The organism is Pseudomonas oryzihabitans NBRC 102199, from assembly GCF_000730625.1.
In the GTDB taxonomy this organism is placed as follows: Bacteria; Pseudomonadota; Gammaproteobacteria; order Pseudomonadales; family Pseudomonadaceae; genus Chryseomonas; species Chryseomonas oryzihabitans.
On sequence record NZ_BBIT01000002.1, the window covers coordinates 75,554 to 89,193 of the forward strand.

Genomic DNA, 13,640 nt, shown 5'->3' on the forward strand with positions numbered 1-13,640 from the left:
CTCAACGTTTGACCAGGCCGGTATAACCCCCGGCGATTAGGGCGGCGGTATCGGCGAAGGCGACCAGGGGATCCAGGCCAGCGGGGACCGCCATGTAGCGCGGTTCCCATTCCGGATCGAACTTGTCCTTGAAGCGGCGCAGCCCCTGGAAGTTATAGAACTGTTCGCCACGTCTGAACACCATGGCGCCCAGGCGCTGGGTGATGGGGGCGCCGCGGCGGGGATGCAGGCCGGCCAGCGGGACCATGCCCAGCGAGAAGCGCGCGAAGCCGGCGGCCTTGAAGTGCAGGATCAGCCCGAGCATGAGGAATTCCATGGTCTGCTTGGGCGCATCCGCGGTGACCCGCATCAGGTCGATGCTGGCCAGATCCGGGCGTTCGGTCTCCAGGAGGTTGGCGAAGGCCACCGCCTTGCCCTGGAAGCGCACCACGGCGATGCGGAAGTGCCTGAGATAGGTCGGATCGAAGCGACCCAGGGAAAAGCCCTTCTCGCGCACCTGCTTGCTTTCCAGCCAGACGTCGGAGATGGCCTTGAGCTCGTCCAGGGGCGCCTCGCCCGGGGCGTGGAATTCGATGGCCAGGCCATCGCGCTGACCACGATTCCAGGTGTATCTGAGGTCCTTCTTGCCCTTGCTGTCGAGATCGAAGGCATGCAGGTCGACCCGCGCCTCTTCGCCGAGTTTGAGCGCGGTGAGGCCGATGTCCATGTAAAAGGGCAGGTTCTCCGCCCGTACCTGGTAGAACACCGGTCGTGCATGGTGCAGGTCGCAGAGGTCGCGAAATTTCCAGATCAGCTCGGCACGGGGCTGGGAGCGGCCGATGGGATCGAATAGGGCGATCAGGCTGCGGCCCCGCCGTCCGTACATCAGGAAGGCATCGTCGCTTTCGTGGAAGAGCAGGGCCTTGTCGCCGGTCATCACCAGGCCGCCATCCGGCTGGCTGGACTTGCGCACGATGCCGAAGGCGCGCTCGAGCTCGGCGCCGGTGGGCGCTTCGATGGGCGGTGGCGCGGCGCGCAGCAGCCAGCCCAGGGCGATGATCAGCAGCAGGACGGAGCTGCCCAGGGCGGCACGCAGGCCGCGCGGGGCATCGGCATCCAGCGCGAATTGCCACCACAGACGCGTTTCGTAGGGGACATCCTGGTAGGCGAACAGCAGCAGCCACACCGAGGCGGCGACCACGCAGATGCTGGCGGTCACGTACAGCGGCGAGAAGGGCTGTTCCATCAGCCGGCTGCGGCGATAGAAGGATTTACGAAAGATGGCAAGCAGCGCGGCCGTCATCGCCAGAATGGAGGCTTCCTCCCAGTCGAAACCTTTCAACAGGGACAGCAGGCAGCCCAGCAGCAGCAAAACCAAGGTCACCGCCCAAGCCGCGGAAAGGCGCCGGCGCAATCCCTGCGCCAGCAATAGACAGACGACGCCGATCAGGCTCGCGCCCAGGTGGGAGGCATCGATCAGCCGCTGGGGGAGCAGGAAGTCCATGCCCTCCAGGCGGGTGTCTATTTCAGGGGTGACCCCAGAAAAAAGCAGCACCACCCCAGAAAAAAAAACCAGGATGGCGAGGATGGGGGCGGCCAGGCCTGAGGCGACCCGTACGGCCGGGCTGTTCGACAGCAGGCGCCGGCCTTCGCTGAACAGCAGCACCAGGCAGGCGATCACGAACGGCAGTAACACATAGAAGAGGCGGTAGACCACCAGCGCCGCGGCTAGCTGCGCGGCGCCCAGCTCATTGGCGAAGGCGGCCAGCAGTACCGCTTCGAACACGCCGACACCGCCTGGAACATGGCTGAGCACCCCGGCGGCCAGGGCCAGCAGGTAGACCAGCAGGAAGGCACCGAAGGGCGGCGCCGTGGGCAGCAATAGATAGAGCACCATCGAGGCGGCGGTCACGTCGAGGATGGTGATCACCAGCTGCAGCACGGACAGCCGCAGGGTCGGCAGGCGCAGGGCGCGCTTGCCGATGCGGAAGTGCAGGGCATGGGCGCAGGGCTGCTCGGGCGCGCGCCAGCGACGCAGCGCCAGGATGCCCACGGCATAGCCGATCAGGATCAGGGCAGCCACCGTGACGATGACAGCTTCCGGCACGCGCAGGGCCTGGGTGGAGGCCGGCAGGTTGGTCAGGGCGGCGATGGCGGCCAGCGGCGGCAGGGCGGTGCCCAGCGCCAGACTGGAGAATACCGTCATCTGCGCCACTTCCAGGGCACTGAGCCCCTGACGGGCATAGAGGCGATAGCGCACCGAGCCGCCGGACAGCATGGACAGGCCGATCGCGTTGCCGATGGCGAAGGCGGTAAGACCACCCATGGTCCAGGTTCGGGCCGGCAAATTGACGTCGGCGAAGCGCATGGCCGACCACTCGTAACCGAGCAGGATGGTGAAACCGGCGGCCGCGGCGATGAGGGCGCCGATCAGCGAGGAATGGGGGATATCGTGGAGGGCATCGTGAAGGGCTTCGCCATCGATGCTGCTGAGCAGGTGCCAGCAGACCACCAAGGCGGCGGCGAACAGTACCAGGGTGACGCCCAGTTCGATGGGTTGTCGATAGGCCGTCAACCGCTCCAGAAGGCGCCAGGGTAGCGCTTGAGGGGGCGCTACGGGGTGGTCCGCAGGGGATGCCGGCTTCGAGGAGACCTCTTTGGCTGGATCAGGTGCAGTCATGCAAACTCCTCTAGACAGGAACGCGCGTCAGATTACTGGTCGCGCGCGGTTTGCCAAGCCTTGTACAGATAAAAAAGCTCTATACCAACCTTTGTAGCTCTTGCAGCTGCCAAGTTCGCACCGCTTGGATCTGACCTGGGTCAAATTCAGCGCAAAAAAAAACCACTCAAGAGAGTGGTTTTTTCGAATTTGGTTGCGGGAGCTGGATTTGAACCAACGACCTTCGGGTTATGAGCCCGACGAGCTACCAGACTGCTCCATCCCGCGTCCGATGGGGCTCAGTATAGGGCCAAGAAAAAATTCGTCAAGAAAAATTTAATAGCGATCAAAGGCTTATTTACCAAGCAGGGGCGGGCCTACTTGTCGCCGTCGCTTTTCTGCATCTGCACGGATGCCTTTTCACCGCTCGAGCGATTCTGTTGATCCGACTGGTCGCGATCGAAGCAGCCACCCAGCATGAGGCTGAGGAGCAGGGCGGAGGACAGGAGTAGAGGGCGTTTCATGAGGGTTCTCCTAGAGGTACGTCCTCAGTCGACCTGTCCTGGCGGCAAAGAGTCCGGAAACCCGATGAGAGTGCCTCTTCGATCAAGTGAGAAGGTGATAGCAAAACGCCGCTAAGCGGTTAAGGCGGGTGGTGGCCATGTGCTATCCTCGATGAGTGTTATGGAGAACCTCATGCAGCCTTCCCAGGATTCGAGTTGTCTGGATCAGCGCATCATGCGCGTGATGGATCACGATATAGCGACACTGGTCGCCCAGTTGTGCAATCTTTCCCTGGCGCTGACCGGCAGCAGTGCCAAAGGCGCGGCGGAGATGGCACTTCAGGTCGTGGAGAAAGTCGAATTGCTCGTCGACGACATGCAGACGCTCCGCGCCGCTGCGCAGGAATTGCTGGACACCACGTCCCGCCATGTTCGCTCCGGCCATATAGAAGATCGGACCGCCATCGCCGGCGACGAGAGTGCACCTTTCGACGATGGGCAGCGCGACCGGACCGTTTGACCAGGAAAGTCCAAGGGGCCGCCATGAATCTCCTGCTGGAAACCTTGCTCCACCATCTCCAGGGCCTGGGTCGCATCGAGTTCTTCGAGCGCAGCGAGCATTTCGCACGATTGATGATCACCACACCCGACGGCGTGATCGCCGAACGCCACCTTTATTACGATCAGCTGCACCATGCCCACGATCTCAAGGCGGTGGTCGATGAGCTGCGCGAAGAGGTCGTGCACCGGCAACGCCTGCTGCAAGACGTCGGTTGACGGGTGATTTGTCGTTCGCCATGGACAAATCCGGGCGGTCTTGGCTTACTGTACGGATAATCAGTCGTCATGCCCGGCCCGGCATCTGCTCCCATGGCTCCGGACAATTCTCTCGCCCAGCTCCCACCCAAGCGCCAGCGCAAGATCATCCATGTCGACTGTGACTGCTTCTATGCGTCCATCGAGATGCGTGACGATCCGCGCCTGGGCGGCAAGCCGCTGGCGGTAGGCGGGACCCCCGATCGGCGCGGGGTGGTCGCCACCTGCAACTACGAAGCCCGGGCCTTCGGGGTGCGTTCGGCCATGTCCTCCCATCAGGCGCAGAAACTCTGTCCCGACCTGGTGTTCGTCAAGCCGCGCTTCGAGGTCTACAAGGAGGTGTCGCGGCAGATCCACGGGATCTTCCAGGACTACACCGAGCTGATCGAGCCGCTGTCCCTCGACGAAGCCTACCTGGATGTCACCCAGTGCGAGCTGTTCAACGGCAGCGCTACCCTGATCGCCCGTGATATCCGCAGGCGGGTGTGGCAGGAGCTCAACATCACGGTGTCCGCCGGGGTCGCGCCCAACAAGTTTCTCGCCAAGATCGCCAGCGACTGGAAAAAGCCCAACGGGCTGTTCGTCATCGCTCCCCACGAGGTGGCTGACTTCGTCGCCGCGCTGCCGGTGGCCAAGCTGCACGGCGTCGGCAAGGTCACCGCCGACAAGCTCAAGCGTCGCGGCATCGTCCTCTGCAGCGATCTGCAGACCTGGTCGCGCTTCGATCTGCTGCGCGAATTCGGCAGCTTCGGCGAGCGCCTCTGGTCGCTGGCCCATGGCATCGACGAGCGCCAGGTCAAAGTGGACAGCCAGCGGCAGTCGGCCAGCGTGGAACGCACCTATGACCGCGACCTGCCCGACGCTGCCGCCTGTGCACAGGAATTGCCCGACTTGCTGGCCAAGCTCGAAGAGCGCCTGACGCGGCTGGCGGACCGCTATCGCCCGGAGCGGCCCTTCATCAAGGTCAAATTCCACGACTTCACCCAGACCACCCTGGAGCAGCAGGGTGCCGGTCGCGATCTCGACAGTTATCGGCGCCTGCTGGAGCAGGCCTACCGCCGGGGCAATCGGCCGGTACGGCTGCTGGGCGTGGGCGTGCGCCTGACCGATCTGCGCGAGGCGGCGCTGCAGCTGCGGCTGTTCGAGGACTAGCCCGCTAGAGCGGGCTCTTGGCCTGGGTCGACAGGTTGACGATGGCCGCGTCCAGTTCTTCCAGCGCCGGGCTGGAGGTGGGAGCGCCCTGCTTGAGCAGGGTTTCGCTGTGCTGGCAGGCCGCGCGCAGCTGGGGTACGCCACAATAGCGGGTGGCGCCGTGCAGGCGGTGGACGCGCTCGATGAGGGCGATCCGATCGCCGTCTTCACGGGCCTGGCGGATGGCCTGGCGATCCGCGGCCAGGGAGGCGAGCAGCATGCTCAGGAGATCCTTGGCCAGATCCGGCTTGTTGGCGGCCAGCCGCAGGCCTTCGTCGGCATCCATTACCGGCAGGGTGGAGATGTCCTGGCCACCGCTGTTGAGGCTGGTGACCTCGGGCGCCGAGCTGTGCAGCAGGCGCAGGCCGGTCCACTTGAGGATGACCTGGGCCAGTTGCCGATCGCTGATGGGCTTGGTGAGGTAGTCGTCCATGCCGCTCTGCAGCAGCGCGCGTTTCTCGTTGGCCATGGCGTGGGCGGTGAGGGCGACGATGGGCACCGGAGTGCCGCCCTCGCTGGCTTCCCAGTCGCGGATCGCCTCGGTGGCCTGGCGTCCGTCCATGCCGGGCATCTGCACGTCCATGAACACCAGGTCGAAGCGCTCCTGCTGCACCGCTTCCACTGCGGCATAGCCGCTTTCCACCGCCGTGACCTGGGCGCCCAGGTCGGTCAGCAGGGTCTCCACCAGCAGCAGGTTGGCCGGATTGTCGTCCACACAGAGCAGTCGCGGCGGGCGGTCGGTGATGCCCAGGCCACCGCTCTCGTTGCGCTGCGGCCGCTGGTTGAGCAATTCCGCCACCGCCTGCTCCAGCTTGCGACTGCAGGCCGGCTTGGAATGCAGCTGGCAATGGACATCGGGCAGCGAGGCATGGAAGACCGCCTGGTCGGTGGTCGGGCAATAGACCAGGGTGTTGCAGTCCTGGCGGCCCAGTTCCCAGATGCGCTCGGTGAGCAGATCCGGCGGAATGCTGCGGGCGCTGACGCCGAGTACCGCCAGGCTGACCGGCAACTTGCCGGAGGCCGGATGGGCGACGGCTTCGCTGAGCTGCTCGAGGGTCTCGAACGGCTCCACGCTCAGGCCGCATTCTTCCAGCTGGTGCTGCAGCGCCTGGCGGGTGAGGGGGTGGGGCTCCACCAGGCCGACGCGGCGACCGGCCAGGGCGATGCGCTTGTGACTCTCGACGCTGCCGTGGGCCTTGGGCAGGTTGAGGGTGATCCAGAATTCCGAGCCCTCGCCGGGGATGCTCTCCAGGCCGATCTCGCCGCCCATCTGCTCGATCAGGCGCTTGGAGATGACCAGGCCAAGGCCGGTGCCGCCGGCCTGGCGGGTCAGGGAATTGTCGGCCTGGGAGAAGGCCTGGAACAGCATCTGCCGGTCTTCGTCGGTGAGGCCGACGCCGGTGTCCTGGACGCTGATGCGCAGCTGGGCGTGGTCGTCGGTCTCTTCCTCGACCATGGCACGCACGGCGATGGTGCCGGAGTGGGTGAACTTGATGGCATTGCTCACCAGGTTGGTGAGCACCTGGCGCAGACGCTGCGGATCGCCGACCAGGTGGGTCGGGGTGTCGCGATAGACCAGGCAGACCAGTTCCAGGTGCTTTTCATGGGCCGAGGGAGCCAGGATGGTCAGGGTGTCCTGGATCATGTCACGCAGGTTGAACGGCAGATTCTCCAGCACCAGCTTGCCGGCTTCGATCTTCGAGAAGTCGAGGATCTCGTTGATGATGCCCAGCAGGCTCTCGGCGGAATTCTGGATGGTGCTCAGGTAATCCTGCTGGCGCGGGGTCAGTTCGCTCTTCTGCATCAGGTTGGTGAAGCCGATGATGCCGTTGAGCGGGGTGCGGATCTCGTGGCTCATGTTGGCCAGGAATTCCGACTTGATGCGGCTGGCTTCCAGCGCGGCCTTGCGCGCCAGATCCAGTTCGATGTTCTGGATCTCGATGGTTTCCAGATTCTGGCGCACGTCCTCGGAGGCCTGATCGATGTTGTTCTGCATCTCGAACTGGGCGTTTTCCATGGCTTCGGCCATGCGATTGATGCCGGTGGCCAGTTCGTCGAATTCGGGACTGCCGAGCTGGGTCGGCAGGCGGGTCTCCAGGCGACCTTCCTGCAGCTGGCTGACGCCCTGGGCGATCACCTGCAGCGGTCGGTTGATGCGCCGACCCATGCGCACCGCGATGAAGGCGGTGAAGGCCAGGCCGAGCAGGATCAGCAGGAGGCCGGCCACCAGGTTGCGATAGCCGCGCAGCAGGGTGGCGTGATGGGAGAGTTCGAGCTGGATCCAGCCCAGCGTCTGGGGGGTGGCCGGGCTGCCGTCGCTGCGGGTCAGGCGCAGGTCGTGGGTCTGCACCGGCAGGTTGAAGTGGGTGATGTCCAGACCGGATCTCATGCTGATGGTCTGGTAGTCGCGCCCGGTGAGCTCCACCGTCATCGAGGGACCGGCGTGGGCGAGGACGTTGCCGTCGGCATCCAGGAAGGTGATGGCGCGGACATCGGCCTGGTCGAGGGCACGCTGGGCGATGCGGTTGAGCTGGTCGTTGTCGCCGGTGCGCATGGCCGGGGCGATGAGCGGCGCCATCTGCTGGGCCACCAGCTGGCCGTGCTCGATGAGCTGGCTGCGCATGTCGGACAGCTGCACCCAGCTGAAGTAGACCCCCAGCAGGGCCGCCATGCAGCAGGTCGGGAGGACGCTCAACAGCAGGATGCGCCCCTTGAGTCCCAATTCGTCCAGCACTGCACGTCCCCCAAAGGAAATTTGGCCAGTCTAACCCCTTTACCAAATGTAAAGAGAGTCTTTGCGAAAAGGGTCGCACCCCCTGGCGCTCTGATTCGAGAAAATCCGCGAAGGCTGCCACGGTCCCTGGCCGCGGTGCACAACCATTGACCCCATCGGCGGTCTGGTAGGGACTGCCGGTCGTTCCGGTGCGGTTGCGTTCGAGGAGATCCTTTGAAGAAGAGTTGCAGTCTGATGCTAGCGGGGGCCCTGTTGCTGGGGACCGGCTGGCTGGCGCCGACCCAGGCCCAGGAGCCGAAGAAGACCACCCTGGTGGAGCGGGGGTCGATGTACTACAGCTTCGAGACGCACCTGCTCGACTCGGCGGATGGCAAGCGCCGCTATCGGGTCTATATCGGTATTCCCAAGCAGCCGGCGCCGATGATGGGCTATCCCGCGCTGTTCCTGCTCGATGGCGATGCCGCCCTGGCGCAACTCCAGGATGTCTGGCTGTCGCCCCATAAGCTGAAGAGTGCCCCGGTGCTGGTGGCGATCGGCTACGCCGATGCCGCGGACGCCATGCAGGAGCGCACCTACGACTACACCCCGGCGGTGGGCAATGGCCGCGCCCGCGATGACGTGCGCAAGGACTGGCCGGCAGGAGGCTCGCGGGCCTTTCTCGACCTGATCGAGCAGCGCATCAAGCCGCTGCTGACCCAGAGCGTGCCGGTGGATCCCAATCGCCAGACGCTGTGGGGCCATGGCTACGGCGGCCTCTTCGTGCTCGACACCCTTTATAGACAGCCGCAGGCGTTCCAGCGCTATGTGGCGAGCGATGTCGCCTTCGGCTGGCAGCAGGGCTTCATTCTCAAGCGGGCGCAGGAATTCCAGGGCGTGGGCGGGGCCCGGCCGGTGCAGCTCTGGCTGTATTCCGGTACCGAGGACCTGACCCGCAAGGTGGCGCCCGATGCCGCCAAGCGACTGGCCGAGCGTCTGGCCGGACTGCCGGGGATGCAGGTGACGCCCGAGATACGTCCCAACCTGGGTCCGGAGGGGGTGCTGTCAGTGAGCCTGCCCGCGGCCCTGGAAGTGGCCAGCGACGGTGCCGCCACGCGCCGACCCTAGCCAGGCGCCGGACGGGTAGGGTCGGCGGGGCTTTGGGAGTATCATGGAAGGCTTTCACCCTTGGCGGAACGAGCTGATTCATGAGTCTGCACTATCCCACCATCGCCGATTGCATCGGTAACACACCGCTGGTGCGCCTGCAGCGCCTGGCCGGCGACACCCGCAGTACCGTGCTGCTCAAGCTGGAAGGCAACAATCCGGCGGGCTCGGTCAAGGACCGCCCGGCGCTGTCGATGATCCGCCAGGCCGAGGCCCGCGGCGACATCCAGCCCGGGGATACCCTGATCGAGGCCACCTCCGGCAATACCGGGATCGCCCTGGCCATGGCGGCGGCCATCATGGGTTACCGCATGATCCTGATCATGCCCGACAACTCCAGTGCCGAGCGCAAGGCGGCCATGACCGCCTATGGCGCCGAGTTGATCCTGGTGAGCAGGGAAGACGGCATGGAAGGGGCGCGGGATCTGGCCACCCGGATGCAGGCCGAAGGTCGCGGCAAGGTGCTCGACCAGTTCGGCAATGGCGACAATCCGGTGGCCCACTACCTGGGTACCGGTCCGGAAATCTGGCGCCAGACCCATGGCAGCATCACCCATTTCGTCAGCTCCATGGGCACCACCGGGACCATCATGGGCACCTCGCGCTACCTCAAGGAGCAGAATCCCAAGGTGCAGATCGTCGGTCTGCAGCCGGAGGAGGGCGCGGCCATCCCCGGCATCCGTCGCTGGCCGGAGGCCTATCTGCCAAAGATCTACGAGGCCAGCCGCGTGGATCGCATCATCGACATGGGCCAGCAGGAAGCCGAGGACACCATGCGCCGCCTGGCGCGGGAAGAAGGCATCTTCTGTGGCGTGTCGTCCGGTGGTTCGGTGGCGGGCGCCCTGCGCATCGCCCGGGAAGTGGACAATGCGGTGATCGTCGCGATCATCTGTGACCGAGGCGATCGCTACCTGTCGACCGGCGTCTATGACGCGCGCTAAGCGGGGCGGTGGCGGACTGCGCTTCCAGCCGGCCGGTGGCGCCCGGGCGACCGGGGTGCCGACCGGCAAGCGGCAGCTGCTGGGCATCGAGCGGCTGTCCCATGACGGGCGCGGCATCGCTCACGAAGGCGGGCGGACCTGGTTCGTCGCCGGCGCCCTGCCGGGCGAACGGGTCGAGGCGCGGGTGCTCGGTGCCCGCAGCCAGGTGGTCGAAGCCCGTACCCTTAGAGTGCTGGAGGCCAGTCCGCTGCGGCGTACGCCGCCCTGCAGCGTGGCCGACCGCTGCGGCGGTTGCACCCTGCAGCACCTGCCCCATGCCGATCAGCTGACCCTCAAGCAGGAGGCCCTGGCCGAGCAGTTCCGCCGGCTGGCCGGGGTGCAGCCGCTGGCCTGGGCCGCGCCCATGGTCGGACCCGAATTCGGCTATCGCCGTCGCGCCCGCATCGCGGTGCGCTGGGACGAACGCCAGGGCCGCCTGGAGGTGGGCTTTCGCGCCGAAGCCAGCCAGGACATCGTCACCCCCGACGACTGCCTGGTGCTGGTGCCGGAACTGCAGCCCCTGCTGCGGGCGCTGCCGGAGCTGCTGAGCGGGCTGGAACGGCCCCAGGCGATCGGACATGTCGAACTCTTCCAGGGGACGGCAACCGCCTTGCTGGTGCGCCATACCCAGGCGCTGCTGCCGGGTGACCAGGCGCGCCTGCGCGACTTCTGCGCGGCGGCCGGCGTCCAGCTCTGGTGGCAGGGCAAGGGCGAGCCGCAACCGGACCAGGCCGACGCCAGGCTGGGCTATCGGCTGGCGCCCTGGGACCTGACGCTGGCCTATCAGCCGGGCGACTTCGTCCAGGTCAATGCCGCCATCAACGAAGCCATGGTCGCCCAGGCGCTGGACTGGCTGGCGCCCAAGGCCGACGACCGGGTCCTCGATCTCTTCTCCGGCCTCGGCAACTTCGCCTTGCCGCTGGCGCGGCAGGCGGCGGCCGTCACCGGGATCGAAGGGGTCGCGGCGATGACATCCCGGGCAATACAAAATGCGCGTGACAACGGCATCGGCAACGCGCACTTTCTACAGGTGGACCTGTCGAACCCGCTACCCGCCGATCTGGGCAGCCATTCGCTGGCGCTGCTGGATCCGCCGCGCGACGGTGCGCTGGAAGTGGTCCGGCAACTCAGCGGCCTGGGTATCGGGCGACTGGTCTATGTCTCCTGCAATCCGGCCACCCTGGCGCGGGACGCGGGAGAGTTGGTCCGACAGGGCTATCGCATGACAAGAGCGGGCATTCTCGACATGTTCCCGCAGACCGCCCATGTGGAAGCCATGGTGTTGTTCGAAGCGGGCGGGATGCCCGGGTAACGACGGCTCGCCAACCGATGCGAGCCAATCCGGCGAAGGCACCGCCGTGAGGAAGGGGTAGATGGTACAGGTCAGAGCGCATCAGCCAGTCAACGTCGATGGCAGCATCAACCTTCACGCCTGGCTGGATCACATCCAGAGCGTGGATCCGAATCTCGATCGCGAGACCTTGCTGGATGCCTGCGGCTTCGCCCGCACGGCGGAGGAGAATTCCGGCCAGGTCGAGCACACCTGGGCGGAGGGTACCTCCAGTTTCCACACCGGGCTGGAGATGGCCGAGATCCTGGCCGATCTCAAGCTGGATCAGGACAGCCTGATCGCGGCCATCGTCTACCGGGCGGTGCGCGAGGGCAAGGCGACCCTGGAGTCGGCCGCGGAGCATTTCGGGCCGGTGGTGGCCAAGCTGATCGAAGGCGTGCTGCGCATGGCGGCGATCAGCGAGAGTCTCAATCCGCGCAAGTCCATGGTGCTGGGCAGTCAGACCCAGGTCGACAACCTGCGGCGCATGCTGGTGGCCATGGTCGACGACGTGCGCGTGGCCCTGATCAAGCTGGCCGAGCGCACCTGCGCCATCCGTGCGGTCAAGAACGCCACCGAAGAGCGCCGCAACCGGGTGGCTCGCGAAGTGGCCGACATCTATGCGCCCCTGGCCCACCGCCTGGGCATCGGTCATATCAAGTGGGAGCTGGAGGACCTGTCCTTCCGTTACCTGGAGCCCCAGCAGTACAAGCAGATCGCGACCCTGCTGCACGAGCGGCGGCTGGATCGCGAGCAGTACATCGCCGATGTCATGCAGCAGCTGCGTGACGAACTCACCGCCACCGGCATCAAGTCCGACATCAGCGGCCGGGCCAAGCACATCTATTCCATCTGGCGGAAGATGCAGCGCAAGGGCCTGGAGTTCAGCCAGATCTACGACGTGCGCGCGGTGCGGGTGTTGGTCCCCGAGGTGCGTGACTGCTACACCGCGCTGGGTATCGTGCATACCCTGTGGCGGCACATTCCCCGCGAGTTCGACGACTATATCGCCAACCCGAAGGAGAACGGCTACCGTTCCCTGCACACCGCGGTGATCGGTCCGGAGGGCAAGGTGCTGGAGGTGCAGATCCGCACCCACGCCATGCACGAAGAGGCCGAACTGGGGGTCTGCGCCCACTGGCGCTACAAGGGTACCGACGTCAAGTCGGCCTCCAACCACTACGAAGAGAAGATATCCTGGCTGCGCCAGGTGCTGGAATGGCACGAGGAGCTGGGCGACATCGGCGGCCTGGCCGACCAGTTGCGGGTCGACATCGAGCCGGACCGGGTCTATGTCTTCACCCCCGACGGCCATGCCATCGACCTGCCCAAGGGGGCGACGCCGCTGGACTTCGCCTATCGGGTGCACACCGAGATCGGCCACAACTGCCGCGGCGCCAAGATCAACGGCCGGATCGTGCCGCTGAACTACCAGCTGCAGACCGGCGAGCAGGTGGAGATCATAACCGGCAAGCAGGGCTCGCCCAGCCGCGACTGGCTCAACCCCAACCTCGGCTACGTCAACACCTCGCGGGCCCGGGCCAAGATCGTCCACTGGTTCAAGTTCCAGGCGCGTGACCAGAACGTCGCCGCCGGCAAGGCCATGGTCGAGCGCGAGTTGTCGCGCCTGGCGCTGCCGCCGGTGGACTTCAATACGCTGGCCGAGAAGGTCAACTACAAGGGTGCCGAGGACATGCTGGCAGCCCTGGGCGCCGGTGACCTGCGCCTGGCCCATGTGATGCATGCCGCCCAGCAGCTGGTGGAGCCGGACAAGGGCGTCGATACCCTCGATCTCCTGCCGCGCAAGCCGACCAACAAGCCGGGCAAGCGCGGCGATGTGCAGATCCAGGGGGTGGGCAACCTGCTCACCCAGATCGCCGGGTGCTGCCAGCCGGTGCCGGGCGACGCCATCGTCGGCTACATCACCCTGGGGCGCGGCGTGACCATCCACCGGCAGGACTGCGCCAACGCCCTGCAGCTGGCCAGTCGCGAGCCGGAGCGGACCATTCAGGTGAGCTGGGGCCCGGTGCCGGTGCAGACCTATCCGGTCGATATCGTCATCAAGGCCTTCGACCGCTCCGGTCTGTTGCGCGATGTCTCGCAGATCCTGCTCAACGAGCGGATCAACGTGCTGGCGGTGAACACCCGCTCCAATCGCGAGGAAAACACCGCCAACATGCTGCTGACCATCGAGATCCCCGGCCTGGACGCCCTCGGTCGTCTGCTCGGACGGATCTCCCAGCTGCCCAACATCATCGAAGCCCGGCGCAATCGCGCCGCCTGAGCCGGTGACGATGCCCCCACG

Annotated in this window: 10 protein-coding genes and 1 tRNA gene; 7 read left to right on the forward strand and 4 right to left on the reverse strand. The window is 65.7% G+C overall.

The features are described from left to right. Position 1: 1 nt before the first annotated feature. The 3 genes from mprF to POR01S_RS23790 all read right to left on the reverse strand — a co-directional run bounded on the left by mprF (position 2) and on the right by POR01S_RS23790 (position 3,162). The gene (gene mprF / locus POR01S_RS01885; RefSeq protein WP_042133378.1) at positions 2–2,659 is read right to left on the reverse strand and encodes a bifunctional lysylphosphatidylglycerol flippase/synthetase MprF; all 2,658 of its coding nucleotides are present in this window, start codon (positions 2,657–2,659) and stop codon (positions 2–4) included. 190 nt (positions 2,660–2,849) lie between these two features. Further along, positions 2,850–2,926: transfer RNA gene (locus tag POR01S_RS01890), tRNA-Met, on the reverse strand. An 89-nt stretch (positions 2,927–3,015) separates the two neighbouring features. After that, positions 3,016–3,162, reverse strand: coding sequence for a hypothetical protein (locus POR01S_RS23790; protein ID WP_165904647.1), 147 nt, complete (start codon positions 3,160–3,162; stop codon positions 3,016–3,018). 172 nt (positions 3,163–3,334) lie between these two features. On the opposite strand from POR01S_RS23790, the gene POR01S_RS01895 reads away from it, so the two are divergent. The 3 genes from POR01S_RS01895 to dinB all read left to right on the forward strand — a co-directional run bounded on the left by POR01S_RS01895 (position 3,335) and on the right by dinB (position 5,109). Further along, entirely contained in the window at positions 3,335–3,661 is a 327-nt protein-coding gene (locus tag POR01S_RS01895) for a hypothetical protein (protein ID WP_042133380.1), read from the forward strand. Between the two features lie 23 nt (positions 3,662–3,684). Continuing rightward, positions 3,685–3,918, forward strand: a complete 234-nt coding sequence (locus tag POR01S_RS01900) for a hypothetical protein (RefSeq protein WP_007158971.1) — start codon at positions 3,685–3,687, stop codon at positions 3,916–3,918. 93 nt (positions 3,919–4,011) lie between these two features. Next, positions 4,012–5,109, forward strand: coding sequence for a DNA polymerase IV (gene dinB, locus POR01S_RS01905; RefSeq protein ID WP_007158970.1), 1,098 nt, complete (start codon positions 4,012–4,014; stop codon positions 5,107–5,109). Positions 5,110–5,113: 4 nt separating this feature from the next. On the opposite strand, the gene POR01S_RS01910 is transcribed toward dinB, so the two are convergent. Next, the gene (locus tag POR01S_RS01910) at positions 5,114–7,882 is read right to left on the reverse strand and encodes a response regulator (protein WP_042133383.1); all 2,769 of its coding nucleotides are present in this window, start codon (positions 7,880–7,882) and stop codon (positions 5,114–5,116) included. A gap of 213 nt (positions 7,883–8,095) precedes the next feature. Between POR01S_RS01910 and POR01S_RS01915 the strand changes: the two genes are divergently transcribed. The 4 genes from POR01S_RS01915 to relA all read left to right on the forward strand — a co-directional run bounded on the left by POR01S_RS01915 (position 8,096) and on the right by relA (position 13,619). Then, positions 8,096–8,986 carry an alpha/beta hydrolase gene (locus tag POR01S_RS01915; protein ID WP_169742403.1) on the forward strand — a complete coding sequence of 297 codons (891 nt, stop codon included), beginning with the start codon at positions 8,096–8,098 and terminating at the stop codon, positions 8,984–8,986. Positions 8,987–9,066: 80 nt separating this feature from the next. Beyond that, entirely contained in the window at positions 9,067–9,966 is a 900-nt protein-coding gene (cysM, locus tag POR01S_RS01920; RefSeq protein WP_007158967.1) for a cysteine synthase CysM, read from the forward strand. Next, entirely contained in the window at positions 9,953–11,317 is a 1,365-nt protein-coding gene (gene rlmD, locus POR01S_RS01925; RefSeq protein ID WP_042133386.1) for a 23S rRNA (uracil(1939)-C(5))-methyltransferase RlmD, read from the forward strand. Before cysM ends, rlmD begins: the two co-directional genes overlap by 14 nt. A 61-nt stretch (positions 11,318–11,378) precedes the next feature. Further along, a complete protein-coding gene (relA, locus tag POR01S_RS01930; protein WP_007158965.1) occupies positions 11,379–13,619 on the forward strand; it encodes a GTP diphosphokinase in 2,241 nt (746 codons plus the stop codon). The last annotated feature ends 21 nt before the right edge of the window (positions 13,620–13,640 follow it).